This is a genomic window from Microbacterium sp. LMI12-1-1.1 (genome assembly GCF_040676455.1).
Taxonomy (GTDB): Bacteria; Actinomycetota; Actinomycetes; order Actinomycetales; family Microbacteriaceae; genus Microbacterium.
In genome coordinates this window covers 735914-760944 of record NZ_JBEGIA010000015.1, presented here as the reverse complement: position 1 = coordinate 760944, position 25031 = coordinate 735914, and the positions used below count along the sequence as shown (strand labels likewise).

27 protein-coding genes are annotated in these 25031 nt (G+C 70.4%); 22 read left to right on the top strand and 5 right to left on the bottom strand.

What is annotated here, in order from left to right; translation table 11 throughout:
• Window positions 1-46 precede the first annotated feature (46 nt).
• Window positions 47-1282 (bottom strand): muramidase family protein, encoded by a 1236-nt coding sequence (locus MRBLMI12_RS17640; protein WP_363357651.1) that lies wholly within the window; start codon window positions 1280-1282, stop codon window positions 47-49.
• 159 nt (window positions 1283-1441) lie between these two features.
• Here MRBLMI12_RS17640 and MRBLMI12_RS17635 point away from each other — a divergent pair, with 159 nt between their 5' ends.
• Window positions 1442-1828, top strand: a complete 387-nt coding sequence (locus MRBLMI12_RS17635; protein ID WP_349427750.1) for an Rv2175c family DNA-binding protein — start codon at window positions 1442-1444, stop codon at window positions 1826-1828.
• Window positions 1829-1874: 46 nt separating this feature from the next.
• Here MRBLMI12_RS17635 and MRBLMI12_RS17630 read toward each other — a convergent pair whose 3' ends face one another.
• Window positions 1875-2969 (bottom strand): polyprenyl synthetase family protein, encoded by a 1095-nt coding sequence (locus tag MRBLMI12_RS17630; protein WP_363357555.1) that lies wholly within the window; start codon window positions 2967-2969, stop codon window positions 1875-1877.
• Between the two features lie 63 nt (window positions 2970-3032).
• Here MRBLMI12_RS17630 and MRBLMI12_RS17625 point away from each other — a divergent pair, with 63 nt between their 5' ends.
• The 10 genes from MRBLMI12_RS17625 to MRBLMI12_RS17580 all read left to right on the top strand — a co-directional run bounded on the left by MRBLMI12_RS17625 (window position 3033) and on the right by MRBLMI12_RS17580 (window position 14180).
• Window positions 3033-3398, top strand: coding sequence for a DUF3040 domain-containing protein (locus MRBLMI12_RS17625; RefSeq protein ID WP_363357554.1), 366 nt, complete (start codon window positions 3033-3035; stop codon window positions 3396-3398).
• A 197-nt stretch (window positions 3399-3595) separates the two neighbouring features.
• Window positions 3596-4027, top strand: a complete 432-nt coding sequence (gene mraZ / locus MRBLMI12_RS17620; protein WP_163620259.1) for a division/cell wall cluster transcriptional repressor MraZ — start codon at window positions 3596-3598, stop codon at window positions 4025-4027.
• A 124-nt stretch (window positions 4028-4151) separates the two neighbouring features.
• On the top strand, window positions 4152-5120 hold the full coding sequence (gene rsmH, locus MRBLMI12_RS17615) for a 16S rRNA (cytosine(1402)-N(4))-methyltransferase RsmH (RefSeq protein ID WP_349428978.1): 969 nt from the start codon (window positions 4152-4154) through the stop codon (window positions 5118-5120).
• Window positions 5117-5743: a hypothetical protein gene (locus MRBLMI12_RS17610; protein WP_363357553.1), complete on the top strand. Its 627-nt coding sequence runs from the start codon at window positions 5117-5119 to the stop codon at window positions 5741-5743. The genes rsmH and MRBLMI12_RS17610 overlap by 4 nt, the downstream gene beginning before the upstream one ends.
• A gap of 57 nt (window positions 5744-5800) precedes the next feature.
• Entirely contained in the window at window positions 5801-7588 is a 1788-nt protein-coding gene (locus tag MRBLMI12_RS17605; protein ID WP_363357551.1) for a peptidoglycan D,D-transpeptidase FtsI family protein, read from the top strand.
• 27 nt (window positions 7589-7615) lie between these two features.
• Window positions 7616-9031 (top strand): UDP-N-acetylmuramoyl-tripeptide--D-alanyl-D-alanine ligase, encoded by a 1416-nt coding sequence (locus MRBLMI12_RS17600; protein ID WP_363357550.1) that lies wholly within the window; start codon window positions 7616-7618, stop codon window positions 9029-9031.
• Window positions 9028-10140, top strand: coding sequence for a phospho-N-acetylmuramoyl-pentapeptide-transferase (gene mraY / locus MRBLMI12_RS17595; protein WP_363357549.1), 1113 nt, complete (start codon window positions 9028-9030; stop codon window positions 10138-10140). Before MRBLMI12_RS17600 ends, mraY begins: the two co-directional genes overlap by 4 nt.
• Complete coding sequence (gene murD / locus MRBLMI12_RS17590; protein ID WP_363357548.1) at window positions 10137-11690, top strand: UDP-N-acetylmuramoyl-L-alanine--D-glutamate ligase; 1554 nt, start codon at window positions 10137-10139, stop codon at window positions 11688-11690. The genes mraY and murD overlap by 4 nt, the downstream gene beginning before the upstream one ends.
• Window positions 11641-12915: a putative lipid II flippase FtsW gene (gene ftsW / locus MRBLMI12_RS17585; protein WP_363357547.1), complete on the top strand. Its 1275-nt coding sequence runs from the start codon at window positions 11641-11643 to the stop codon at window positions 12913-12915. Before murD ends, ftsW begins: the two co-directional genes overlap by 50 nt.
• Window positions 12916-13082: 167 nt before the next feature.
• Window positions 13083-14180 (top strand): UDP-N-acetylglucosamine--N-acetylmuramyl-(pentapeptide) pyrophosphoryl-undecaprenol N-acetylglucosamine transferase, encoded by a 1098-nt coding sequence (locus MRBLMI12_RS17580; protein ID WP_363357546.1) that lies wholly within the window; start codon window positions 13083-13085, stop codon window positions 14178-14180.
• Here MRBLMI12_RS17580 and MRBLMI12_RS17575 read toward each other — a convergent pair.
• Window positions 14166-14540, bottom strand: coding sequence for a GntR family transcriptional regulator (locus tag MRBLMI12_RS17575; RefSeq protein WP_349427740.1), 375 nt, complete (start codon window positions 14538-14540; stop codon window positions 14166-14168). The genes MRBLMI12_RS17580 and MRBLMI12_RS17575 overlap by 15 nt on opposite strands.
• Complete coding sequence (locus tag MRBLMI12_RS17570; protein WP_363357545.1) at window positions 14537-15451, bottom strand: hypothetical protein; 915 nt, start codon at window positions 15449-15451, stop codon at window positions 14537-14539. Before MRBLMI12_RS17570 ends, MRBLMI12_RS17575 begins: the two co-directional genes overlap by 4 nt.
• Before the next feature lie 115 nt (window positions 15452-15566).
• Here MRBLMI12_RS17570 and murC point away from each other — a divergent pair, with 115 nt between their 5' ends.
• The 9 genes from murC to MRBLMI12_RS17525 all read left to right on the top strand — a co-directional run bounded on the left by murC (window position 15567) and on the right by MRBLMI12_RS17525 (window position 23313).
• Window positions 15567-17003, top strand: coding sequence for a UDP-N-acetylmuramate--L-alanine ligase (gene murC / locus MRBLMI12_RS17565; RefSeq protein ID WP_363357544.1), 1437 nt, complete (start codon window positions 15567-15569; stop codon window positions 17001-17003).
• A 5-nt stretch (window positions 17004-17008) separates the two neighbouring features.
• On the top strand, window positions 17009-18025 hold the full coding sequence (locus MRBLMI12_RS17560; protein ID WP_363357543.1) for an FtsQ-type POTRA domain-containing protein: 1017 nt from the start codon (window positions 17009-17011) through the stop codon (window positions 18023-18025).
• Window positions 18026-18197: 172 nt separating this feature from the next.
• A complete protein-coding gene (gene ftsZ, locus MRBLMI12_RS17555; RefSeq protein ID WP_363357542.1) occupies window positions 18198-19349 on the top strand; it encodes a cell division protein FtsZ in 1152 nt (383 codons plus the stop codon).
• A 46-nt stretch (window positions 19350-19395) separates the two neighbouring features.
• Entirely contained in the window at window positions 19396-20082 is a 687-nt protein-coding gene (locus MRBLMI12_RS17550) for a YggS family pyridoxal phosphate-dependent enzyme (RefSeq protein WP_363357541.1), read from the top strand.
• A 32-nt stretch (window positions 20083-20114) separates the two neighbouring features.
• Entirely contained in the window at window positions 20115-20579 is a 465-nt protein-coding gene (locus MRBLMI12_RS17545) for a cell division protein SepF (protein ID WP_308867697.1), read from the top strand.
• A gap of 9 nt (window positions 20580-20588) precedes the next feature.
• Entirely contained in the window at window positions 20589-20888 is a 300-nt protein-coding gene (locus MRBLMI12_RS17540; RefSeq protein ID WP_308867539.1) for a YggT family protein, read from the top strand.
• Between the two features lie 138 nt (window positions 20889-21026).
• On the top strand, window positions 21027-21599 hold the full coding sequence (locus MRBLMI12_RS17535; RefSeq protein WP_349427735.1) for a DivIVA domain-containing protein: 573 nt from the start codon (window positions 21027-21029) through the stop codon (window positions 21597-21599).
• A 3-nt stretch (window positions 21600-21602) separates the two neighbouring features.
• On the top strand, window positions 21603-22391 hold the full coding sequence (lspA, locus tag MRBLMI12_RS17530) for a signal peptidase II (protein WP_363357540.1): 789 nt from the start codon (window positions 21603-21605) through the stop codon (window positions 22389-22391).
• 1 nt (window position 22392) lies between these two features.
• On the top strand, window positions 22393-23313 hold the full coding sequence (locus MRBLMI12_RS17525; protein ID WP_363357539.1) for an RluA family pseudouridine synthase: 921 nt from the start codon (window positions 22393-22395) through the stop codon (window positions 23311-23313).
• A gap of 45 nt (window positions 23314-23358) precedes the next feature.
• Here the strand turns inward: MRBLMI12_RS17525 and MRBLMI12_RS17520 are convergent, their stop codons facing one another.
• Window positions 23359-23838, bottom strand: a complete 480-nt coding sequence (locus MRBLMI12_RS17520; RefSeq protein ID WP_349427733.1) for an NUDIX hydrolase — start codon at window positions 23836-23838, stop codon at window positions 23359-23361.
• Window positions 23839-23915: 77 nt separating this feature from the next.
• On the opposite strand from MRBLMI12_RS17520, the gene MRBLMI12_RS17515 reads away from it, so the two are divergent.
• Both MRBLMI12_RS17515 and MRBLMI12_RS17510 read left to right on the top strand, forming a co-directional pair.
• Complete coding sequence (locus tag MRBLMI12_RS17515; protein ID WP_363357538.1) at window positions 23916-24485, top strand: GNAT family N-acetyltransferase; 570 nt, start codon at window positions 23916-23918, stop codon at window positions 24483-24485.
• Window positions 24486-24494: 9 nt separating this feature from the next.
• Window positions 24495-24941 carry a DinB family protein gene (locus MRBLMI12_RS17510; RefSeq protein WP_363357537.1) on the top strand — a complete coding sequence of 149 codons (447 nt, stop codon included), beginning with the start codon at window positions 24495-24497 and terminating at the stop codon, window positions 24939-24941.
• Window positions 24942-25031 lie beyond the last annotated feature (90 nt).

Below are 25031 nucleotides of genomic sequence, written 5' to 3'. Positions count from 1 at the left end.
AAGCGGAGCGCCTCACCCCGCGAGATCGTAATGTGACGCTTCCGGATCAGCCGAGCGCCGCGAGCCACGAGTGCGCCGGCGCCTCCCACTTCGCGTACGCGTCGGGATAGGCCGAGATCTGCACCGCCTGGGCGGCCTGCGTGAACGTCAGGCCCTCCCAGCCGGCGATGTCGAGGAGACCGCGCGTGCGGGGTCCATTCGGGTCGCCCGGGCCGCCGAAGAAGGCGCGGGTCGCGCGTGCAGCATCCTGCACCTCCGCCTCGGTGCCCCAGCCGTAGCTCGGGCGCTGCTGGAAGAGGCCGAGCGAGTCGCGATCGCCCCACGTGACGTTGCGCAGCGACGACTCCTGCATCGCCGTGCCGAGGGCGATCGCGATGCCGCGGTCGGACACCCCGAGTTCGCGGCCGATGCGCACGATCAGCTGCGCGTTGGCCACCTGCTCCGAGGTCAGCCCCGGCACGGAGGAAGCGGATGCCGGGATCCGGAGAGTCTGGCCGGGGTAGATGATCGAGGACCGGTCGAGCCCGTTGGTCGACAGCACGGCATCGATGCTCACGCCGTACCGCTTCGCGATCGCGCTGACCGTGTCGCCCGCCGAGATCGTGTGCGTGCCGGCGGCCGGCGCGCTCGGAGCGGGAGCCGGCGCGGGCGCCGGGGCCGGCGCAGGAGCGGATGCGGCGGGCGCCGCGGCGCCGGGAATCGTGAGCGTCTGGCCGGGGTAGATGATGGACGACCAGCCGAGCCCGTTGGCCGACAGCACGGCGTCGGTGGTGACGCCGTGGCGCTTCGCGATCGCGCCGACCGTGTCGCCCCCTTGCACGGTGTACGAGCCGTCGGCGGGTGCCGCTGCAGGGCTCGCCGGCGCGGGTGCGGCGACGGCGACCGCGGCCAGCTTCAGTACCTGCCCCGGGTAGATGGTCGAGGACCAGCCCAGGCCGTTGAGCGCGAGCATGTCGGCGGTGCGCAGCCCCAAGCGGGCGGCGATGCGGCTCACGGTGTCACCGCGCTGCACGGTGTACGTCGCGGGTGCGGCCTCAGCGGTCACGCGGGCGACGGCGGGAGCGGCGATGACCGCCGCGTGCGCGGCGATCCCCTCCGCAGGTCCGGCGAGCGCCCTGGGCACCGAGACGGTCGCCACTGCGGGGCCCGTGGAGCGGATGCCGCGCAGCACGTGGTCGGCGCTCTGAGCGGCGGCATCCGTCGGCGCGGCATGCGCCGGAACGGCCGAGAGCGTCAGCGCGATCGAGCCGGCGACGGCCGCCGGAACCCCGGCCACGAGCATCCGCGAGGCGGCGCTCCGATGGGCATTCTTCCTGGTACTCCGCACCTGTCGCACGAGTTTTCCCCCCTCAGTCGACTCCGAAAACCGTGTCACGGAAGTCATATGGTGTCAACGCCTGTTATAAGAAGAGGCCTGTGTGACAGAAGTGGCTGAAGTGCGATGGGCTCGGCCTCGCTGCGATCTGAGATAGTTGCTTTCGTGACCTCTGACGCGCCCCGCTTCGAGACCGACTGGCTCACCCTTCCCGACCTCGTGGAGGTGCTCGGCGAACCCCTCGGCCGCGTGCGCCGGCTGCTGGACGAGTTCCACCTCGTCGGATCCAAGCGCGACGGCGTCCTGAAGGTCCCGGCCGTCTTCATCGTCGACGGGCACCCGCTGCCGTCGCTGCGGGGCACCGTGTTCGTGCTCCATGACGTGGGGTTCTCGGACGACGAGGTGATCGACTGGCTGCTGAGCCCCGAGGAGTCGATCGGAATGTCGCCGATCGAGGCTCTGCTCGCCGGTCGCAAGAGCGAGGTCCGTCGGGTCGCGCGCACCGTGGTCTGAGCGGCAGCGTCAGCCGCACCGCTCCGGGGTGCCGAAGGGCCGGTGCTCAGGTGGTGCGGACGGTCGCCGCACGAGCCAGATCCCGCAGCTCGCCGACGGCAGCATTGCCGAGCCGTGCTCCCGACAGGGCGCGATCGGCCTCGTGCGCGTAGTCGGCGATGAGGCGCTCGATTCGGTCGAGCGCGCCGGTCTCGACGATCGTCTGCTGCAGCGACGCGATCTGCCCGGCATCCAGGCCGGGATCGCCGATCAGCTCGTCGACGAGGCGGCGCGCGCCGGGAGCGAGAGCCTCGCGCGCATACGCGATGAGCACCGTGCGCTTGCCCTCTCGCAGGTCGTCGCCCGAGGGCTTGCCGGTGGCGGCCTCGTCGCCGAACACACCCAGCACATCGTCGCGCAGCTGGAACGCCATGCCGAGGGGGTGCCCGAACGCGGCGAGCGCGGCTGCCTGCGCGGCGTCCGCTCCCGCAAGCGCCGCGCCGATCGCGAGCGGCTGCTGCACGCTGTACCGGGCGGACTTGAACGAGGCCACGCGCAGCGCCCGCTCGGCGTGGCGCTCGTCGGGCTCCGTGACGAAGGCGGACTCCTCGGCGATGTCGAGGAACTGACCGAGCGTGACCTCGCGACGCATCAGGGCGTACTCCCGGCGGGCGGCCGCCGCGCGGTCGGGCGACGTCTCGGCGAGCCCCTCTTCGAGGAGGTCATCGCTCCAGGCGACGAGGAGGTCGCCGAGCAGGATCGCACCCGACCGGCCGAATGCGTCGGCATCGCCGCGCCACCCGGAGTCGCGGTGCCCCGCCTCGAGGGCACGGTGCGCCGCAGGGCGGCCGCGCCGCGTGTCCGAGTTGTCGATGACGTCGTCGTGCACGAGGGCGGCGGCGTGGAAGACCTCGAGCGCCGCGGCCGCTGCCACGACCGGGTCGGGAGCGTCGCCGGCACGGGCCGACGCTTCCTCCACAGCCCTCCACCCGGCGATGCAGAAGCGCCCGCGGAGCCGTTTGCCGCCCGTCGCCGCATCGGCCGCGGCCGAGACGAACCGCGCCGCCTCGGCGCCGGCATCCGTCACGGACTCCCGCTGAGCCGAGATGAAGATGTCCACTCGCTGGGAAATGGCTTCGATCGGTTCTGCGGGTGCGGACACGGGCCTAGCCTAGTGAGGAACGGCACGCGTACAATCGAGCCACCGAAGTACAGAGGGGGATGCATGCCACTCTCCGAACAGGAGCAGCGCCTGCTGGACGAGATGGAACGCCATCTCATGCGCAACGACGCGGATGTCGTCAGCGCGCCCCGCGACGGACGCACCCTGAGCTATCGCAACATCGTCTACGGCACGGTCCTCGTGCTGCTGGGGCTCGGCGGTCTGATCGTCGGGGTCTCGCAGCAATTGATCGTCGTCGGTGTGATCGGCTTCGTCGTGATGCTGGGCGGAGTCCTCCTCGCCGTCACGCCGGGTCGCGGCCCCGGCAAGATACCGGCCGAGCCCGACCGGCCCGCAAAACCACAGAATGCCTCCTCGTTCATGGACCGCATGAACGACCGATGGGACAAGCGGCAAGGGGAGCGCTGAGCGCCGCCGCCGGCTGAGTCCGCACGAGAAGCACCGACCTTCGGGTCGGTGCTTTTTTGTTGCCCGGAAGCCGTGCCGAGGACCGCGGCAAGGGGGCGCGGGGGAGCGTCGGGCGATCCATTAGTAGCAAAGTGGAGGAGAGTGGAGTAAAGTGGCGAACAACCCGGGGGGCCGGACGAAGGGGGTGTGATGTACCGATGCTGTTGGGCACGCACACACCCAAGCTCGATGACAAAGGACGCGTCATCCTCCCGGCCAAGTTCCGCGATGACCTTGGTGGGGGTGTCGTCGTGACGCGCGGACAGGATCGCTGCCTGTACGTGTTCAGCGAGAAGGAGTTCGAACGGGTGCACGACCGCATCCGTGAGGCCCCGCTCGCGAACAAGCAGGCGCGCGACTTCCTGCGCATGTTCCTCTCGGGTGCCAGTGCCGAGAAGCCCGACAGTCAGAACCGCATCACGATCCCCCCTCCGCTGCGCGCATACGCCGGCCTGGAGCGCGACCTCGTCGTCACCGGCGTCGGCGCTCACGCCGAGATCTGGGACGCCACGGCATGGAACACCTATGCCGAGGCCAACGAAGAGACATACGCCGAGCTGGAGCAGGAGGTGATTCCGGGCCTGTTCTGACGCGCCCTGTCGCCTGGACCCCGACTCCCAGCCGCTCCCGCCCTGTCGCCACTTCCCCGGTGCCAGGTCAGAGCGGATGGGGATCAGGATCCAGGGGGCGGAGCCCGCAGAGGCCCCGACGATCATGAACCTGCGCGACATCCACACCCCGGTCATGCTCGAGCGCTGCATCGAGCTGCTCGCACCCGCCCTCCAGCACGACGGCGCCGTCTTCGTCGATGCCACGCTCGGCATGGGCGGCCACTCCGAGGCATTCCTCGAGCGCTTCCCGAACCTCCACCTCGTCGGTCTCGACCGCGACACCGACGCGCTGCGCATCGCGGGGGAGCGGCTGGCGCGCTTCGGCGATCGCATCACGCTCGTCCACACCGTCTACGACGGGATCGCGGATGCCGTCACCTCGAGCGGCTTCGCCGCGGCCGACGGCATCCTGTTCGATCTCGGGGTCTCGTCGCTGCAGCTCGACGTCGCCGATCGCGGCTTCGCTTACGCGCAGGATGCCCCGCTGGACATGCGCATGGACCAGTCGGCGGGCACGACGGCGGCCGACATCCTCGCCACCTACGGCGAGGGGGATCTCCGCCGCATCTTCGAGCGGTACGGCGAGGAGAAGCTGGCCGGCCGATATGCCCGCGCGATCATCGCCGCCCGGGCGCAGGAGCCGATCGAGCGCTCCGGCCGGCTGGTCGAGATCCTGCAGGCGGCGACGCCGGCGGCCGTGCAGCGCACCGGACATCCCGCCAAGCGCGTGTTCCAGGCGCTGCGCATCGAGGTGAACCGCGAGCTGTCGGTGCTCGAGCGCGCCATTCCTTCGGCCCTCGGCATCCTGCCGGTCGGCGGCCGCATGGTCGTCCTGTCGTACCAATCCCTCGAGGACCGGCTGATCAAGCGCGCCCTCGCTGAGGCATCGGCGTCCACGGCGCCGGCGGGTCTTCCCGTGGAACTCCCCGAGCACGCCCCGAGATTCCGACTGCTCGTCAAAGGTGCCGAGCTCGCCACCGACGAGGAGCGCGCGGTCAACCCGCGCGCGACGCCGGTGCGCCTCCGCGCCGCTGAGCGCGTGAGGCCCGAGCACGCGGAGGGTGCCGCATGAGCACGATCGCGAACGCCATGACAGCGGCCGGGCTCTCGGGCTCCGCCGCGGGCCGACCGGTCGGCAGCGCCGCCCCGGATCGATCGGATGCCCCGCGCCGGCGCCTGCAGGTCGTCGACGCGCCCGCCCGCCGGCGTCGACCCAAGCTCTTCTACGGGATCGTCGCCGTGATGGGGGCGTTCCTCATCGCCGCCGCGCAGATGTCGCTGTCGATCATGACGACGCAGAGCACCTACGAGCTCGCCGCTCTGTCGAAGGAGCAGCGTGACCTCACCTACGAGAAGCAGATCCTCTACGACGATGTCGCCGGGCTCAGCTCGCCCCAGTATCTGGCAGCGAACGCCGCCGCCCTCGGCATGGTGATCAACGAGGCGCCGAGCTACCTGCGGCTGAGCGACGGCGCGATCCTCGGTCCGTCCGAGGTGGCCATGGGGTCGTCGTCGGTGGACGCGATCGGTCGCGGCGCGGTGGCGAACGCCCTCATCACCGACACGCCCCTCGTCACCGTCCCCGACGCGACCATCGACGGTGTGCCCGTCGAGATCGCCGAGACGCCGGACGGCGGAGTCGGCAACACTCCGCCGCCGCTCACCGACGGACTGCCCATCCCGAGCACACACTGAACCGACGGCATCGCCGGCGGTCGACACGAGAACGCGAGACCAGAGCACGAGACGCACATGACGACACGAAGCACGAGAAGTCCCCGCCGCCGCACCGTCGTGGCCCTCGCCGTCGTCCTCGCCGTCCTCGCCGGATTCATCATCCGCCTCGTCGACATCCAGGTCGTGAACGCCGACGACCACATCAAGGACTCGCTCGACACCGCGTTCGCGGGCAAGCAGACGCTGTACGGCACCCGTGGCTCGATCGTCGACGCGACGGGGCAGACGCTGGCCGGCAGCATCCTGCGATACGACTGCCAGCTCGATCCGCTGCTCATCACGCAGACCGACGCGGATGTGCTGGAGGAGAAGTCGGAGTCGCGGCTGTGGGCCGACGTGTCGAACGACGTCGCCGAGATCACCGGGCAGACGCCCGAGGACGTCCGCGCGATCGTCGGCACCGCGCTCGCGGATGACCCGGACACCCAGTACGCCGAGCTCAAGAACGGCGTGTCGACCGAGCAGTTCCGCGCCCTGGCCGACCTGAAGATGCCCTACATCACCTGCGTCTCCCACCCGGCGCGCGCATACCCCGACGGGGCCGTGGCAGGAAACCTCGTCGGGTTCATGGGCACGGACGGCGAAGCGCTGGAAGGTCTCGAACTGTCGCAGAACGACTGCCTCGCGGCGACCGACGGCGAGCGCCTCTACGAGCGGGGCAAAGACGGCGTCGTCATCCCCGGTACCGAGACCGAGGTGCCCGCGGCTGACGGCGGCACGCTGCAGCTCACCATCAACCGTGACCTGAACTGGTACCTGCAGCAGCTGATCGCCGAGCAGACGCAGAACATGGCCGCGCAGCACGGCTCGATCCTCGTGTACGAGGTGAAGACCGGAAAGGTGCGCGCGGCGGCCGAGTACCCGACCGTCGACCCGAACAACGTGGATGCCACGGCCCCCGACGACCGCACCAGCCAGATCCTGCGCGGCACCTTCGAGCCCGGTTCGACGTTCAAGGGCCTGACCGCCGCGACCGTCATCGACGCCGGCGGGCAGACCCCCGATTCGACCGTCGTGGCATCGGGGCTGGAGAACTTCCCGAACGGCGCGCGCGTGCGCGACTCGTTCCAGCACCCGGCGTACACCTACACGCTCACCGGCGTGCTGATCGACTCGTCGAACGCCGGCATCTCGAAATTCAGCGAGAAGGTCGACAAGAAGACGCGCTACGACTACTTCAAGCACTTCGGGATCGGTGACGGCACCTCGAGCGGGTACCCGCTCGAGGCGAACGGCCTGATCCATCCCGTCGAGGAGTGGGGCGCTCAGACCGCCTACAACACCGCGTTCGGGCAGGGCGTGACCACCACGATGCCCGAGCTCGCCCGCGCGTACGGCGCGATCGTGAACGGCGGCGTCAAGATGCCGCTGCAGATCATCGAATCCTGCACCAAGCCCGATGGGACCGTCGTCGAGCCCGAACTGGCCGAGCCCGAGCGGGTCATCAGCGAGAGCACCTCGGCGCAGATGCGCGAGATGCTCGAGAACGTGTTCCTGCAGGCTCCGTATGCCAAGACGGTGGAGATCCCCGGTTACCGCATCGGCGGCAAGACGGGCACCGGCGAGAAGGCGGACCTGGTCAACGGCGGTTACAAGGCCGGCGTGTACTACACGACGATGGTCGGCTTCGCGCCGGCCGACGACCCGCAGTACGTGGTGGTCGTCACCCTCGACGAGCCGACGAAGGTAACATCGTCTGCGGCCAACGCGACCGCGTTCCAGAAGGCCATGACCCAGGTGCTCAAGACCTACCGCGTCATGCCCTCGACGACGTCGCCGGAGCTGCTGCCCAAGTTCGGGTAGTCTCCCCACCCGACGGAGAGTTCCCTGATGATCGCGCTCACCATCGCCCAGATCGCCCACGCCGTCTCGGGCGAGACGCACCTCGCCGACGGCGACACGCCCGACACGCTGATCGAAGGCGCTGTAGACACCGATTCCCGACTGATCGGTCCGGGTGGCGTGTTCGTCGCCAAGCCCGGCGAGGAGACGGACGGCCACCTGTTCGTCGACGCCGCCGTCGGCAACGGCGCGGCACTCGCGATCGTCGAGCGCCGGGTCGAGGCCGGCGTCAGCCAGATCGTCGTGCCCGACGTCGTCGCCGCCCTCGCGGACCTCGCACGCGAGGTCGTCGCGCGCGTGCGGGATGCCGGCGCGCTGCGGGTGGTCGGCATCACGGGCTCGAACGGCAAGACCACCACGAAGAACCTGCTCGCCCGCATCCTCGAGGGCGAAGGCGAGACCGTCTCACCGAAGGCGTCGTTCAACAACGAGGTCGGTGCGCCGCTCACGATGCTGCGCGTCACCGAGACCACGAAGTTCCTCGTGAGCGAGTTCGGCGCGAGCGCCCCCGGCGAGATCGCGCGCCTCGCGGGTCTGGTCGACCCCGATGTCGGCGTGGTCCTCATGGTCGGCATGGCGCACGCCGGCGGCTTCGGCGGCATCGAGGCCACCTTCCACGCCAAGTCCGAGCTCGTGCGAGCGCTGAGCGCCGGGGGAGTGGCGGTGCTCAACGCCGACGACGCCCGCGTCGCCGCGATGGCGCCGATCGCCGCCGAGCAGGGCGCGTCGGTGCGCTGGTTCGGCCGCGGCGCCGCTGCCGCCGACGTGCGCGCCGACGACGTCGTGGTGACGGCATCCGGAACAACCTTCACGGTGACCGCCGACGGCACCTCGCTGCCGGTGCGCCTGCGGGTGCTGGGCGAGCACCACGTCATGAACGCCCTCGCCGCCCTCGCCGCCGCCACGACCCTCGGGGTGTCACTCACCGACGCGGTCACGCGGCTGGAGACTGTCGAGATCGCCGAGCGCTGGCGCATGCAGCCGCTCGGATCGGACCGCGTCCGCATCATCAACGACGCCTACAACGCCAGCCCCGACTCGATGTCGGCTGCGCTGCGCACCCTCGCGCAGATCACCGCTCCCGGCGAGCGCACCGTCGTCGTGCTCGGCGCGATGAGCGAGCTGGGCGAGTACGCCGAGGAGGAGCACGACCGGATCGGCCTGCTTGCGGTGCGGCTCGGCATCCAGCGCATCGTGATCGTCGGCGACGCCGCGCGCCGCATGTACCTCGAGGCCGTCGCGCAGGGCTCGTGGGACAACGAGGCCGTCTTCTTCTCGACCGCCGACGAGGCGTTCGCCTACCTGCAGGGCGAGCTGCGCGACGGCGACCGCGTGCTGGTGAAGTCGTCGAACTCGGCCGGGCTCCGGTTCCTCGGTGATCGTCTGGGAGAATCGTTCTCGTGAGATCTCTCCTTACCGCGGCGGCGATCTCGCTGGCATTCACGCTCTTCCTCACCCCCGTCTTCCTGCGGCTCTTCCGCAAGTGGGGATGGGGTCAGGTCATCCGCACGCCTGAAGACATCCGCAACCCCAATCACCAGACGAAGCGCGGCACGCCCACCATGGGCGGCACGATCTTCATCGTCGGCACGATCGTGGGCTACCTCATCGGCTGCTACGTCGGAAACAACCCTCCGACGATCTCCGGCCTGCTCGTGATCTGGATGATGGTGGGCCTCGGGGCCGTCGGCTTCATCGACGACTACATGAAGGTGCGCCAGCAGAAGTTCATGGGCCTGAGCGGCTGGCGCAAGGTCGCCGGTCAGGTCGCGGTCACGGTGCCCTTCGGCGTCGTCGCGCTCAACTTCCCGAACCAGTTCGACCAGACCCCGGCCTCGCCGTACATCTCGGTGTTCCGAGACGTGCCGGTGCTCGGCTTCATGACGCTCGGCCTCATCATCGGGTGGATCCTCTACCTCGCGTGGGTGACGTTCATCGGCGTGGCGTTCTCGAACAGCACCAATGTGACCGACGGGCTCGACGGCATGGCCGCCGGCGCCGGCATCTTCGTGATCGGCGCCTACAGCCTGATCGCGTTCTGGCAGTTCAACCAGGCGTGCTGGGGCGGTGAGGGTCTCTCCGCGGCGGCCAAGGCCGCGTGCTATCCGACCCGCGACCCGTTCGACCTCGCGATCATCTCGGCCTCGTTCGTCGGCGCGCTGGTCGGGTTCCTCTGGTGGAACGCCCCGAAGGCCAAGGTCTTCATGGGCGACGTCGGATCCATGGCCATCGGCGGCGTCATCGCCGCGATGGCGATCCTCACCCGCACCGAGCTGCTCGCCGTGCTCGTCGCCGGCGTCTTCATCATCGGCCCCGGCTCGGTCATCCTCCAGCGCCTCTACTTCAAGATCACCCGCGGCAAACGGCTGTTCCTGATGAGCCCGTTCCACCACCACCTCGAGCTGCGCGGCTGGTCCGAGGTCACGATCGTGGTGCGCATGTGGATCATCGCCGGCCTCCTCGCCGTCTCGGGTGTCGGATTCTTCTACGTCGAATGGCTCTCTCGCACATGACCTCGCAACGCCTGTCCACCCTCACCAGCTGGAACGCCGACTGGAAGGGCCTGCGGGTCGCCGTGCTCGGACTGTCGGTCACCGGCTTCTCGGTCGCCGACACGCTGGCGGAGCTGGGCGCAGAGGTGCTCGTGGTGACGGAGAAGGCCGACGAGGAGTACGCGCGCCTGCTGCCGGTCATCGGCGCGCGGCTCTGGACCGGGAGCCTCGACGCCGTGCCCGCTGAGCTCGCCGAGTTCGCGCCCGAGGTCGTCGTGGCGTCGCCGGGCTTCGCACCGCGGCATCCGCTCGTCTCCTGGGCGCGTGAGAACGACATCGCGCTGTGGGGGGATGTCGAGCTCGCCTGGCGCGTGCGCGACAAGGTGGTGCGGGCCGACGGCACGCCGGCCGACTGGATCCTCGTCACCGGCACCAACGGCAAGACCACGACCACGCGCCTCGCGGCGACGATGCTCGTCGCGGGCGGCCTGAGGGCGGCGCCCGTCGGCAACATCGGCACGCCCGTGCTCGACGCCGTGCGCGATCCTTCGGGGTTCGACGCCCTGGTCGTGGAGCTGTCGAGCCACCAGCTCTGGTACCTGGGGCTGCAGGACTCGCCGGACCCGGTCTCGCCGTGGGCCGCGGTCTGCCTCAACCTCGCCGACGACCACCTCGAGTGGCACGGCTCGTTCGAGGAGTACCGGGCCGCGAAGGCGCACGTGTACGACAGCACGCGCGTCGCGTGCGTCTACAACAAGGCGGATGCCGCCACCCAGCGCATGGTCGAGGACGCCGAGGTCATCGAGGGCGCGCGCGCCATCGGGTTCGACCTGGGGACACCGGGGCCCAGCGACCTCGGAGTCGTCGAGGGCATCGTCGTCGACCGCGCGTTCCTGGAGGACCGGCGCACCAGCGCGCTGGAGCTCACCACGGTGGACGAGCTCGCCTCGCTCGGCCTCGCGGCGCCGCACATCGTCTCCAACATCCTGGCCGCCGCCGCACTGGCGCGGTCACTGGATGTCGCGCCCGCCGCGATCCGCGAGGCGCTGCGGGGCTTCCGCCTGGACCCGCACCGGATCGAGGTCGTCGCGCGGCACGCCGGCGTCACCTGGGTCGACGACTCGAAGGCCACCAACCCGCACGCGGCCGCCTCATCGCTCGCGGCATACCCGGGCGCCGTCTGGGTCGTCGGCGGACTGCTCAAGGGCGTCGACATCTCCGAGCTCGTCTCGGGCCGCGGTGCGGGCGCCAAAGCCGCCATCGTGATCGGCGTCGACCGCGCGGCCGTCGTCGCCGCGTTCGAGCGACACGCCCCGGCGGTGCCGGTGTTCGAGGTCGAGGCCGATGAGACTGAAGGGGTCATGGCGCAGGTCGTCGAACTGGCGGCAGGGGTGGCGCGTGACGGGGACGTGGTTCTGCTCGCTCCCGCTGCGGCATCCTTCGACCAGTTCGCGTCGTACGCGGACCGCGGGCGGCGATTCGCCGCAGCGGTGAGGGAGCGGATCGGAACGGGGGACCCGGGTGACCACGACACAACCGCCGCGGGCCCGGCAGACCCCGACTCCGCCTGAACCACCGGCCCGCCGCGGACTCGCCGCGCGCGTGTCGCTGGGCCGGGTGTTCGCGCCCGTGCCGAGCGAGTTCCTGCTCATCGCCTCGACGGCGCTCCTGCTCACGGTCTTCGGGCTCGTCATGGTGCTGTCGGCGACGTCCGCCACCGCCACTGCGGCCGGCGAGGCGCCGTGGGAGATGGTGATCAAGCAGGTCGTCTTCGCCGTGATCGGCATCCCGCTGATGTTCATCGCGAGCCGTCTGCCCGTCGCGTTCTGGAAGAAGATGGCCTGGCCGGCGCTCATCTTCGGCGTCGCGTTCCAGCTGCTGGTGTTCACGCCCCTCGGCCACGGTGCCGACGGCAACCGCAACTGGATCACGATCGCCGGCTTCCAGGCGCAGCCGTCGGAGTTCCTCAAGCTGGGGCTCGCGCTCTGGGTCGCCTACGTGCTGTTCCGCAAGCGGTCGCTGCTGACGAAGTGGCAGCACGTGTTCATCCCGCTCGTCCCGGTGGCAGGGCTGGCGATCGCGACAGTCCTCGCCGGCGACGACCTCGGCACGGCGATGATCCTCGTCCTCATCGTGCTCGGCGCGCTGTTCTTCTCGGGCGTGAAGCTGCGCATCTTCGTCCTCCCCGCGATCGGCGCGGCGGCGGCGGTGGCGTACCTCGCCGTCACCAGCCCCGACCGCATGCGGCGGTTCATGAGCTTCCTCAACCCGAACTGTCTCGACGACTACTTCAACGACTGCTACCAGCCGCTGCACGGCATCTGGGGCCTCGCGAGCGGAGGCATCTTCGGGCTGGGGCTCGGAAACTCGCGCGAGAAGTACGACTGGCTCCCCGCCGCGGCGAACGACTACATCTTCGCCATCGTCGGCGAAGAGCTCGGGCTCATCGGGTGCGCGGTCGTGCTCAGTCTCTTCGCCCTCTTCGCGGTCGGCGCCTTCCACGTCATCCGCAAGACCGACGACGCCTTCGTACGGATCGCCGCCGGTGGCATCACGGTGTGGATCGTCGGACAGGCGCTCATCAACGTCGGCGTCGTGCTGCGCGTCTTCCCGGTGCTCGGCGTGCCGCTGCCGTTCATGTCGCAGGGCGGCACGTCGCTGCTGTCGGTCCTGATCGCCTCCGGCGTGCTGCTGGCGTTCGCGCGCTCGCTCCCGGCATCCATCGCCCGTCGTGAAGCGGCGATCGCCTCCGCCCGCGCGGCGCGCGCGCGGGCGAAGCTGCGCGCCGTCCGCTGAGCCGGGGCTGAGCGGGGCTGAGCCGAAGCGTCCCGTTCCGCGCCGTCAGCTGTTCTGCGGTTCCCGGGTTTGGGGCGCGGCGCGAGCGTTCGGGGCGCACGGCGTGCGCCCCGAACGTCCGCCGTGCGCCCCGAACCCGATGGAGGTCGGCCGGGTAGGCTCGGGGAGTGACGACGTACCTCCTGGCCGGCGGCGGCACCGCCGGACATGTCAACCCGCTCCTGGCGGTCGCCGATGCGCTGCGCGCCCGCGATCCGGAGGCCGTGGTGCTCGTGCTCGGCACTCGAGAGGGGCTCGAGGCCCGGCTCGTGCCCGAGCGCGGCTACGAGCTGCTGTTCGTCGACAAGGTCCCGTTCCCGCGCCGCCCCGACAAGGCCGCCGCCGCCTTCCCGGCGCGCTTCCCGCGCGCGATCGCACAGGTGCGTGCCCACATCTCCGGGCGCCACGTCGATGTCGTCGTCGGCTTCGGCGGCTACGCCTCAGCCCCCGCCTACGTGGCAGCCCGCCGTGAGCGCGTGCCGTTCGTCGTCCACGAGGCGAACGCGCGCCCCGGCCTGGCGAACGTCCTGGGCGCCCGTCGGGCCGCGGGTGTCGGCGTCGCCTTCGAAGGCACCCCGCTGAAACGGTCGACGGTCGTCGGGATGCCGCTGCGCCGCGAGATCGTCACCCTCGACCGCGATGCACTCCGCGCCGAGGCGGCCGCGCACTTCGGTCTCGATCCCGCGAAGCCGGTGCTCCTGGTGTTCGGCGGATCGCTCGGCGCGCAGCGCCTGAACGCCGCCTTCGGCGAGGGGCACGGCGCCGCGTGGCGCGACGTGCTCGACGCCGGCTGGCAGCTGCTGCACATCACGGGGGAGCGGTCCGAGCTGGTCGATCCCGGGGTCGCCGGCTACGCGCTGCGCCGTTACGTCGACCGCATGGACCTCGCGTTCGCGCTCGCAGACCTCATCGTGTCCCGCTCCGGCGCCGCGACCGTCAGCGAGATCAGCGCGCTCGGCATCCCGACGGTCTACGTGCCGTACGCCGTCGGCAACGGCGAGCAGGCTCTGAACGCCTCGTCCGCCGTCCGCGCCGGCGCGGCTCTGCTGATCTCGGATGCCGACTTCACGGGCGATCGCGTGCGCTCCGAGGTCGTCCCGCTCCTGGCCGACGACGCCCGGCGCACGGCGATGGCGGCGGCTGCGGCATCCGTCGGCACGCGCACCGGAACCGAGAACGTCGTCGCGATGATCGACGACGCGCTGCGGGCTTCAGGACGCGGGTGACGCCTCTCCGCCGCGCAGCGCGGCGGTGACGATCGCGAGCGCCTCGTCGGCGTCGAGGCGGAGGTCGCGCACCTGTGCGGCGAATGCGGCGGCGGCGCGCTGAAGCTGCTGCCGCGCAGGGTCGGCGTCGAAGGCGACGAACGTGCCGTTGCGGCCACGGGTCTCGATCATGCCGGATGCCTCGAGCTCGCGGTACGCGCGCGCGACTGTGCCGGGCGCGACGCCCAGATCCTCGGCGAGGCGGCGCACGGTGGGCAGTCGCTCCCCAGGACCGAGCTCGCCCGAAGCCACCGCGTCGACGAGGCCGGAGCGCAGCTGCTCGAACGGCGGGACGGGGGAGGACGGGTCGATGACGATCATGCGGGCTGCTCCTCGGCGACCTGCGCCGTCGGGCGCAGGAAGTCCGGGTACAAGGGGTCCGGCAGACGGCCCTGACCGAGGGAGTACAGCACTTGCAGCGCCGGGATGCCCCACCAGGGGAAGAGAGCCGCGAAATCGGTCGGACCGTGCAGCAGCCAGGCATCGCCGATGAGCGTGAGGGCGAGCCCGAGCGGCAGCCACGCAGCCGTCGCGGCGCCCATCCGCAGCACGCTCAGCGTGTCGGCCCGGAAGAGGTCGTCCCAGGCGAGCTCGAGAGTGTCGGAAGCCGGTTGAGGCTGCGCGAGCACCAGACGTTCCGCGTAGCGGGCGCCGATCGTTGCGACGACCGCGAAGGCCAGCGCCGCATACGTCAGCGCCAGGGGGACGAAGCCGACCGGGCGCATCGCATCCGAGACCGCGAGGGCCACACAGCTCCCGGCGGCCGCGGTCAAGAGGAGCAGCGGGGCCAGGCGTCGCGCGCGCCCGACGTAATCGGCGACGCCCAACGCTCGCGCTCGCGCCACGCGCATCGCGGTAGGCGCCGGATCGAAGAGGCGCTCACGCAGCCCCACAGCCACAGACCCTGCTGTCAGCACGACAAGGAAGATCGACAGCGTGACGAGCCAGAGGAACTGCGGGCTCGACGACAGAGGCGTGGACACGAACACGGCGGTGGCGACGACAACGGTCGCGAGCAGACCCCACATGTTCGCACGCAGGAGCATACGGGTGCGACGGCGAATGCTGAGGGCCATGGCATCTGAGCCGAAAGGCAGTCTGGCGCGCACCGACGCGCGATACGACGTGGTGGCACCGAAGTCCTTCCGGTGCGAGGCCGCCAGGGCTATCAGGGCAACGGCGGCGATCCCACACAGCACACCGCCGTTGAAGGTGACGATCCAATCGAGCATGGGGTTATTGTGCCACGTTCTGTATCAATGTGTCAACACAAAAGATGCCAGGGCTGAGGGTGGTCCAGCGCGCCGGGGCCGCGGTCACCGCCGCCCAACTTAGGATTGACGGGCCATGATCAGACCCGATCTCAGTCTTCCCATCCCCGACGACATCGCCGCCGCCCACTTCATCGGAATCGGCGGATCCGGCATGTCGGGGCTCGCCCGCATGTTCCTGGAGCGCGGCATCCGCGTGTCGGGGTCCGATCGCGCCGACAGCAAGGGGCTCCGCGAACTCGCCGAGCTCGGGGCGACGGTCTACGTCGGCCACGACGCATCGAACCTCGCCGACGACGTCGACACGGTCGTGCACACCGGTGCGATCTGGCCGGAGAACCCCGAGTTCGTGCTGGCCAAGGAGCGCGGCCTGCACGTGATCCACCGTTCGCAGGCGCTGTACTGGCTCATCGGCGGGCGCCGGCTCGTGTCGGTCGCCGGTGCGCACGGCAAGACGACGTCGACGGGCATGATCGTGACGGCGCTGCGCGACCTGGATGTCGACCCCACGTTCGTCAACGGCGGGGTGATCGCGCAGCTCGGCGTCTCGAGCGGCAGCGGCCGCGACGACCTCTTCGTCATCGAGGCCGACGAGTCCGACGGCACGTTCCTGCTCTACGACACGTCGATCGCCCTCATCACGAACGTGGACCCCGACCACCTCGATCACTGGGGCACTCGCGACGCGTTCTATGCGGCGTTCGCCCGGTTCGCGAACGAGGCGCGCGAGGCGGTCGTGATCTCGTCCGATGACGCCGGTGCCCGACTCGTGGCCGCGCAGCTCACCCATCCGCACGTCGTCACCTTCGGCGAGGCCGAGGATGCGACGGTACGGGTGAGCGACATCGTCACCGAAGGCCCGGTCGCCTTCCGCATCAGCCACGGCGGGGCCTCCGTGGACGCGCAGCTGCCGATCCCCGGCGCGCACAACGCGATCAACGCCGCGGGAGCCGTGGCCGTGCTCCTGACGCTCGGCCACGAGCTCGAGCCGGCGGTGCGCGCCGTCGAAGGCTTCGCGGGCACCGTGCGGCGCTTCGAGCTGCACGGGGTCGAGCGCGGAGTGAGCGTCTTCGACGACTACGCCCACCACCCGACCGAGGTCGCGGCGGCCCTGGCGGCCGCCCGCACCGTCGTCGGCGACGGGCGCATCATCGCGATCCAGCAGCCCCACACATACTCCCGCACGAAGGACATGTACCAGGAGTTCGCCGACGTGCTCGAGCGCTACGCCGACCACACGGTCATGCTCGACGTGTACGGCGCCCGCGAGGATCCCGTTCCGGGAGTCACCGGCGAGCTCGTGAGCGACGCCTTCGCCGACCCGTCCCACGTGCACTTCGTGCCCGACTGGCAGGAGGCCGCCGACTATACGGCGTCGGTCGCCCGCGACGGCGACTACGTCATCACGCTCGGCTGCGGCAACGTGAACCTCATCATCCCGCAGGTCCTCGAGTCGCTCGCCCGCCCGGGCAGCGGCACGACGAGTCACGAGCCCACGAGCACGACGGAGTAGGACCCATGCGCCGTCCGTCGCCGTTGCCGCAGTCGCCGGTCGCCTCGCGCGGCGCGGCGGATGCTGCCGCGCCGTCGCAGCGCGCGCCGCGGCGAGGCACGGCGACGTCGGTCGTCACGGAACCCGCCGAGTCCGTCGAAGCGCCGCTGACGGAGAACGACGACACCACGGCCCCGGTCATCCCGCTCGCGCTTCCCACGGATCCTCCCGCGCCCGCCTCCGCTGCGGAGACCGCAAGCGCCGGGACGGATGCCGGCGATGTCGGTTTCCGCGAGGTCTGGAAGGCGTCGCGGGCCCGGCGCAAGGCGCTGCGCGCCGAGATCCGCCGCTTCACCGTGCGGCAGCGACGGCGGCGGGCGATCTGGCTCGGAGCTGCGGCATCCATCCTCCTGCTCGCGCTGGGCACGCTCGGCGCCGCGTACAGCCCGCTCTTCGGCGTCGAGAAGATCTCGGTGGTGGGTGCGCAGCAGGTCTCGGCGGATGCCGTCTCGGATGCGCTGGCGGGACAGCTCGGCACCCCGCTGCCCCTGATCGACGAGAGTGCGGTCAAGGCGGAGCTCGTCGCCTTCCCGCTCATCGAGACCTACGCGCTCGAGGCCCGGCCGCCGCACGAGCTGGTGGTGCGCATCGTCGAGCGCACGCCGATCGGCCTCATCGAGACCCGCGCGGGCTACACGCTCGTCGACGCGGCGGGCGTGGCGCTGTCGACCACGGGGACGCCCAGCCCGGGGACGCCGCTGCTCACGATCACCGGCGGCGTCGACTCGGACGCCTTCGCGGCCGCCGGCCAGGTGATGCGGTCCCTCCCCGAAGACATCCGGGCCCAGGTGACCGAGGTGGCCGCCTCGACGCCCGACGATGTCACACTCACGCTCGGCGGGTCGAACGCGCAGGTGGTGTGGGGGAGTGCGGACCAGTCCGCCAGGAAGGCGATGGTGCTGGCGACCGCCATGGCGGCGCGTCCGCCCGCGGACGTCCTCAGCTACGACGTGTCCTCGCCCGACGCGATCGTCATCCGCTGACCGCAAGCCTTCCGCCACGGCTTCCGGCACCGGATGCCGCGACACGCCGTCTCGGTCCGCACGCTGGCGCGGCATCCGCTTACTTTCGAGTCAAGGAATTGCATACCGGGCAATTCTTTATACCTCTACTAGAGGTTGAAGGTTTAGAAGGTCCAGGGCTACGGAGGCCGGCATGAGCCAGAACCAGAACTACCTCGCCGTGATCAAGGTCGTCGGCGTCGGCGGCGGCGGCGTCAACGCGGTCAACCGCATGATCGAGCTCGGGCTGCGGGGCGTCGAGTTCATCGCCATCAATACCGACGCCCAGGCGCTGCTGATGAGCGACGCCGACGTCAAGCTCGACGTGGGGCGCGAACTGACCCGAGGGCTCGGCGCAGGTGCCGACCCCGAGGTGGGTCGGCGCGCCGCCGAAGACCATGCCGAAGAGATCGAGGAGGCGCTGCGCGGCGCCGACATGGTCTTCGTCACGGCCGGCGAGGGCGGCGGCACCGGCACGGGTGGTGCCCCGGTGGTCGCGAAGATCGCCAAGTCGATCGGCGCCCTCACCATCGGTGTCGTGACCAAGCCGTTCTCGTTCGAAGGCCGCCGTCGTCAGCAGCAGGCCGAGACCGGCGTCGCGAAGCTCAAGGAAGAAGTCGACACCCTGATCGTGGTGCCGAACGACCGCCTCCTCGAGATCAGCGACCGCGGCATCTCGATGATCGAGGCGTTCGCGACCGCCGACCAGGTGCTCCTCGCCGGTGTGCAGGGCATCACCGACCTCATCACGACGCCGGGTCTCATCAACCTCGACTTCGCCGACGTCAAGTCGGTCATGCAAGGGGCCGGGTCCGCCCTCATGGGCATCGGCTCGGCGAGGGGGGCCGATCGCGCCATCAAGGCCGCCGAGCTCGCCGTCGAGTCGCCGCTGCTCGAAGCGTCGATCGAGGGTGCGCACGGCGTGCTGCTGTCGATCCAGGGCGGGTCGAACCTCGGCATCTTCGAGATCAACGACGCGGCCCAGCTCGTCAAGGAGGCCGCGCACCCCGAGGCCAACATCATCTTCGGAACGGTGATCGACGACACCCTCGGCGACGAGGTGCGCGTCACGGTCATCGCGGCAGGCTTCGACGGCGGCGAGCCTCAGACGCGCATCGAGCCGATCACGGCCTCGCGCATCGTCTCGACGCCCGCCGTGCCGGCGACGCCCGCCGACGAGGCGGCGAAGGACCGCGACGTCGTCGAGCAGTCGGTCGTGCCCGTGTCGGTCGGCGCCGTCACCGAGTCCTCGTACGACACGGCCTTCGGCGACGACGACCTCGACATCCCCGACTTCCTCAAGTAAGCCCATCGGCACGCTCGCGGACCGCCCTTCGACAAGACCGGAAACCGTGGGAGATCTACGTTCACGCCTCGCGGCGATCGATGAGCGGATCGCGGATGCCGCACGCGCGGCGGGCCGCGATCCTTCGGAGCTCACCCGCATCGTCGTGACGAAGTTCCACCCCGCATCGCTCGTGCAGGAGCTCTACGAGCTCGGCGTGCGCGATGTGGGGGAGAACCGGCAGCAGGAGTTCAGCCGGAAGGTCGTGGAGACCGGCGAGCTCGCGGGCCTGCGGTGGCATTTCATCGGGCAGGCGCAGACCAACAAGGCGCGCGCGATCCGGGCCGCGGCATCCGTCGTCCACTCGCTCGATCGCGCCCGCCTCGCCGACGCGCTGGATGCGGCGGCCGAGCCCGGTGAACCGGCGCTCGACGTGCTGCTGCAGGTCAACCTCACCGCCGACCCCGGTCGCGGCGGCGTGGCGCCTGCGGAGCTCGAGGCCCTCGCCGCACACGCGGCAGCGCTGCCCTCGCTGCGGGTGCGCGGCGTGATGGCGGTCGCGCCGCTCGACGAGCCGCCGGCGCCGGCGTTCGCGCGCCTGAACGCCCTCGCGGGCGTCGTGCGCGCCGTCGTGCCCGACGCCGACTGGATCTCGGCCGGCATGACCGCGGACTTCCCCGAAGCGATCGCGGCCGGCGCGACACACCTTCGGATCGGTTCGGCAATCACGGGCCCCAGACCAGAACCCGGTTAACCTCGGAACAGATGAGCACTACGGAGGATCAGATGTCGAACCCGCTCAAGAAGACCATGGTGTACCTCGGACTCGCCGACGAGGAAGAGGTCTACGAAGAGCCGGCGCCCCAGCCACGTGCTCGCAAGTCGGAGCAAGTCGTCGATAAGCCGGCCGCACCCGTGACCCCCATCCACCGGCCCGCGGTCGTCCGTCAGCCGGCGCCGGCGACGATCAACGAGATCCTCACGGTGCACCCCAAGCAGTACCGCGACGCCCAGGTCATCGCCGAGAACTTCCGTGACGGCATCCCCGTCATCATCAACCTCTCGCAGATGAGCGATGCCGACGCGCGCCGCCTGATCGACTTCGCCAGCGGCCTGTCGCTGGGCCTGTACGGACGCATCGAGCGCGTCACGAGCAAGGTCTTCCTGCTCTCGCCCGAGAACGTCGCCGTATCGGGCGATGGAGCCGTCGCGCAGGCCGATCCGGAGTCGGTCCCCTTCACTCAGCCGTAGTCTGGCTACGTGGCCGTCGTTCAACTCATCGCAGCGATCCTCAACCTCGCGCTGCTGCTCTATGTCTTCGTGTTGCTCTCGCGGCTGATCCTCGACTGGATCCCGTTCTTCAACCGCGAATGGCGTCCGCGCGGCGCCGGGCTCGTCGTTGCGGAGCTCATCTACACCGTCACCGATCCGCCCATCAAGCTGTTCCGGCGCTTCATCCCGCCGCTGCGGGTGGGCGCCATCGCGATCGACTTCGGGTTCGCGCTGACGATGCTGGGATGCTTCATCCTGCTCAGCATCACGCGCACGCTCGCCGGCTGAACCGGCGACGCGCCGCGACCCGGGCGTCGCCTTCGACACTCTCAGAACCGATGACTATGCTTTGCTGATACGAACGGCCGCCAGCCGGCGGCCGCCCCGACATCGGCCAGCGACCAGACGCTCGAAAGAGGAATCACCATGGCATTGTCCCCCGATGACGTCGTCACCAAGCAGTTCCAGCACGTCCGCTTCAAGGAGGGCTTCGACCCCGACGAGGTGGACGATTTCCTCGACGAGATCGTCGTGGAGTGGCGCAAGGCTCTCACCGAGAACGAGGAGCTGAAGGCCAAGCTGGCGGCGTACGAGTCGGGTGCCGCTCCCGCACGTGCCGCCGAGCCCGCTCCCGCGCCGGTCGCCGAGGCCGCCCCGGTCACCGGTGCCGCCCCCGCCGCGAGCGCAGGCATCATCGAGCTGGCCCAGCGCCTGCACGATGAGCACGTCGCCGAGGGCATCGCGCAGCGCGACCAGCTCATCTCCGACGCCAAGTCGCAGGCGGCCTCCATCGTGTCCGAGGCCGAGACCCGCGGCCGCGAGGAGCTCGCGAAGCTCGACCGCGAGCGCACCACGCTCGAGGGCCGCATCACCGAGCTGCGCAACTTCGAGCGCGACTACCGCGCTCAGCTGCGCAGCTACATCGAGGGCAAACTGCGCGACCTCGAGACCTCGGCGACGACGTCCGGCGCACAGCCGGTCTCGGCGCTGGGCCTCTAGGCCTTGACGCGTCGACCTCCCCTTCGTCAGGCGGCGGCCGGCATCATCATCGCGAGTCTCGCGGTGCTGGTGCTGGCCGCCGACCAGTTGGCGAAGTATCTCGCTCTCGAGAACCTGCCGTACCAGGAGCCCGTCGAGGTCCTCGGCGACTTCCTGAGCTTCTACCTGACACGCAATCCCGGTGCCGCGTTCTCGCTCGGCGCTGAGGTCACGTGGATCTTCACCATCGCGCTGGCCGTCGTGGCCGGCGTCATCGCCTGGCTCGCCGCGACACGGGTGCGTTCCCGGCTGTGGGCCGTCGCGCTCGGACTCCTTCTCGGCGGCGTCCTGGGCAATCTGACCGACCGGCTCTTCCGCGACCCCGGGTTCGCGGTCGGACATGTCGTCGACTTCATCAACACGCCGTGGATGTGGTTCTTCCCCGGCATGTCGCCGGCGATCTACAACATCGCCGACATCTTCATCGTGTGCGACATGATCGCGATCGCACTGCTGGTACTCGTGGGGGTGCACATGGACGGATCGCGCGACCGCGGCCGCAATGACGAAGAGGAAACCGAGACCCTGCTGGGTGCCGAGGGCGATCAGTTCGCGCCGGGCGGCGCGGTGGCAGGCTTCGGGAGCGAGTTCCCGGTGGCGGATGCCGATGCCGGCGTCCCCGCCGACGAGCGCGGGCTCCCGCCGCTGAGCGAGAGCGAGCAGCTCGAGGTCGAGGCGGAGGCCGAGCGCGAGGCGGAGGAGTACGAGGCCGAGCCCGAGCACCGCCGCCCTGGGCGCGACGCCGAGATCTGACGTGGAGTCGCGGAGCCTTCCCGTTCCCGACGGGCTCGACGGCACGCGCGTCGACGCGGCGCTCGCGAAGATGCTCGGGTTCTCGCGCACTTTCGCGGCCGACGTGGCCGATGCCGGCGGCGTGTCGATGGACGGGCGGACGCTCGCGAAGTCCGACAAGCTGCGCGGCGGCGCGTGGCTGGACGTGTCGTGGGCGCCCAAGGAGGAGCCGCGCGTCATCCCCGTCGAGGTGCCCGACCTCGGCATCGTCTACGACGACGACGACATCGTGGTGGTCGACAAGCCCACCGGGGTCGCCGCCCACCCGTCGCTCGGATGGGAGGGGCCGACCGTGCTCGGCGCCCTCGCCGCCGGCGGCTACCGCATCGCGACGACCGGCGCAGCGGAGCGCCAGGGCGTGGTCCACCGCCTCGACGTCGGCACGAGCGGCCTCATGGTGGTCGCCAAGACCGAGAGCGCGTACGTCGCGCTCAAGCGCGCGTTCAAGGAGCGCGAGGTCGAGAAGATCTACCACGCGGTCGTGCAGGGCCACCCCGACCCCCTCGCCGGCACGATCGACGCGCCCATCGGGCGGCATCCGTCGCACTCGTGGAAGTTCGCCGTGACGCCCGACGGCAAGGACTCCGTCACGCACTACGAGACGCTCGAGGCCTTCCCGGGCGCCTCGCTGCTCGAGATCCACCTCGAGACCGGCCGCACGCACCAGATCCGCGTGCACATGGCCGCGCACCGGCATCCGTGTGTCGGGGATCCCCTGTACGGCGCCGATCCGACGCTGTCGGCCCGGCTCGGTCTCACGCGCCAGTGGCTGCACGCGCATGAGCTCTCGTTCGCCCACCCGAGCACGGGGGAGTGGGTCACCTTCACGTCGGCGTACCCGGCCGATCTCGCCCACGCGCTCGCGATCCTGCGCGGCGACTGAGCCCGACGCCGCCCGTCGTCACGGGGCTACGAGGGCTCACATCGATCAGCGACCGCCCTCGAAACGGGCGACGCCCTCGTCGCGCAGGGCGGCCTGGATGCGTCCGCGCATATCGTCCGAGAGCTGCAGGGCGGGCAGCGCAGCGAGGTCGTACCAGCCGACCTCGCTCATCTCCCCGTCCGCCGGGTAGGGGTCTCCCGACACGAAGGCGCACCGGAAGGTCAGGTCGAGGTAGTCGCTCTGGTCGCCGTTCTCGTACGTGACCCGCGGGATCTGATGCACCCATGCGAGGCGCTCGGCGCGGCAGGTCACACCCGCCTCCTCGAGCGTCTCGCGCACCGCCGCGTCAGCCGGCTCCTCTCCCGGATCGACGATGCCGGTGACCGGCGTGAGGGCGCCGTTGTCGCTGCGGCGGCCGAGCAGCACGTGGTCGCCGCGCAGGACGACGGCAGTCACGCCGACGAGCGGCAGCGGCCGGGTGCCGACGAATCGGCGCAGGTCGAGGACGAAGTCGGGCGTCGGCATGACATCACCCTAGAGCGACGCGCGCGGAGGCAGCGGGAACGGTGGACGATGTCGGATGCCGGGGGCACAGTGGTCGCATGACGATCGAGGTGCGGCCGGCCACGGTGTTCGAAGACGTCGCCGCTCTGGTGGGGCCGAAGAATCCGGCGTCCAACGTGTGCTTCTGCCTGAGCTATCGCATCCCCGCGAAGGAGGCGACCGCCCTGCGCGGACCCGAGCGGGCCGAGCGTGTGCGCCGGCTCATGGACGAGGAGGGACCGATCGGGGTGCTGGCGTACGACGGCGACGAGCCCGTCGGCTGGGCGGCGGTGGCGCCTCGCACCCGGACGCATTTCGCCACCTTCCGCAAGATCCCCCATGTCGACGACCTCGATGCGTGGTCGCTGTGGTGTTTCCGCGTTCGGCCGGGTCATCGCAAGCAGGGGGTGATGCACGCTCTGGTCGACGGTGCGGTGGACTTCGCGCGCACGAGCGGAGCCCCCGCGATCGAGGGGTACCCGGTCGACAACGGCGATGCCAGGGTGGATCTCACGATGGCCTACGTCGGCACGCAGCGCCTTTTCGAGCAGGCGGGCTTCGTCAAGGCGGCCGACACGACGTCGGTTCTCTCCGGATTCCCCCGTGTGCTCATGCGGCTCGAGCTCTAGCGTGGACGCGTGAACGACCTTCTGCGACGCCGCTTCACGCGGTCCAACACCCTGTACGTCGACCTCGTGGACGCGCTCACCGCCGAGCAGCTCGGATCACGGCTCGCCGTGCCGTCCGACACCGTCGGCCATCAGCTGTGGTGCGTGCTCGGCGCGCGCGAGAGCTATCCTCGCGCGGCCCAGGCGGGGGAGTGGCAGGGGTTCACGAGTCCCGTCTCGGTGGAGCAGACGACGGATGCCGCGGCCCTGCGCTCCGCCTTCGTCCAGACGGCGTCCGATGTCGACGAGTGGATCGCGGGCCTCGACGCCGAGGACGAGGCTGCTCTCACCTACGCCCTCGCGCTGCTCGAGCACGAGACCCAGCATCACGGTCAGCTGATCCGCTTCCTGTACGGCCTCGGCATCGATCGGCCTCACTCCTGGCAGCAGCAGTACGCGCTCGACGAGGACTTCTGAAAGCGCTTCGACCTTCACTCTCCACGTGAGGGTGAGCAGGCGCAGTTCGGCAGACCTTCACCTTCGACTCGAGGGTGAATCGACCTCGCC

Excerpts from the sequence above, each read along its gene's own strand:
- MRBLMI12_RS17640 (WP_363357651.1), bottom strand. The coding sequence starts at position 1,282 with ATGCTCGTGGCCGGGGTTCCGGCGGCCGTCGCCGGCTCGATCGCGCTG.
- MRBLMI12_RS17635 (WP_349427750.1), top strand. The coding sequence starts at position 1,442 with ATGGGCTCGGCCTCGCTGCGATCTGAGATAGTTGCTTTCGTGACCTCT.
- MRBLMI12_RS17625 (WP_363357554.1), top strand. The coding sequence starts at position 3,033 with ATGCCACTCTCCGAACAGGAGCAGCGCCTGCTGGACGAGATGGAACGC.
- mraZ (WP_163620259.1), top strand. The coding sequence starts at position 3,596 with ATGCTGTTGGGCACGCACACACCCAAGCTCGATGACAAAGGACGCGTC.
- rsmH (WP_349428978.1), top strand. The coding sequence starts at position 4,152 with ATGAACCTGCGCGACATCCACACCCCGGTCATGCTCGAGCGCTGCATC.
- MRBLMI12_RS17610 (WP_363357553.1), top strand. The coding sequence starts at position 5,117 with ATGAGCACGATCGCGAACGCCATGACAGCGGCCGGGCTCTCGGGCTCC.
- MRBLMI12_RS17605 (WP_363357551.1), top strand. The coding sequence starts at position 5,801 with ATGACGACACGAAGCACGAGAAGTCCCCGCCGCCGCACCGTCGTGGCC.
- MRBLMI12_RS17600 (WP_363357550.1), top strand. The coding sequence starts at position 7,616 with ATGATCGCGCTCACCATCGCCCAGATCGCCCACGCCGTCTCGGGCGAG.
- murD (WP_363357548.1), top strand. The coding sequence starts at position 10,137 with ATGACCTCGCAACGCCTGTCCACCCTCACCAGCTGGAACGCCGACTGG.
- MRBLMI12_RS17575 (WP_349427740.1), bottom strand. The coding sequence starts at position 14,540 with ATGATCGTCATCGACCCGTCCTCCCCCGTCCCGCCGTTCGAGCAGCTG.
- MRBLMI12_RS17570 (WP_363357545.1), bottom strand. The coding sequence starts at position 15,451 with ATGCTCGATTGGATCGTCACCTTCAACGGCGGTGTGCTGTGTGGGATC.
- murC (WP_363357544.1), top strand. The coding sequence starts at position 15,567 with ATGATCAGACCCGATCTCAGTCTTCCCATCCCCGACGACATCGCCGCC.
- MRBLMI12_RS17560 (WP_363357543.1), top strand. The coding sequence starts at position 17,009 with ATGCGCCGTCCGTCGCCGTTGCCGCAGTCGCCGGTCGCCTCGCGCGGC.
- ftsZ (WP_363357542.1), top strand. The coding sequence starts at position 18,198 with ATGAGCCAGAACCAGAACTACCTCGCCGTGATCAAGGTCGTCGGCGTC.
- MRBLMI12_RS17545 (WP_308867697.1), top strand. The coding sequence starts at position 20,115 with ATGTCGAACCCGCTCAAGAAGACCATGGTGTACCTCGGACTCGCCGAC.
- MRBLMI12_RS17535 (WP_349427735.1), top strand. The coding sequence starts at position 21,027 with ATGGCATTGTCCCCCGATGACGTCGTCACCAAGCAGTTCCAGCACGTC.
- MRBLMI12_RS17520 (WP_349427733.1), bottom strand. The coding sequence starts at position 23,838 with ATGCCGACGCCCGACTTCGTCCTCGACCTGCGCCGATTCGTCGGCACC.
- MRBLMI12_RS17515 (WP_363357538.1), top strand. The coding sequence starts at position 23,916 with ATGACGATCGAGGTGCGGCCGGCCACGGTGTTCGAAGACGTCGCCGCT.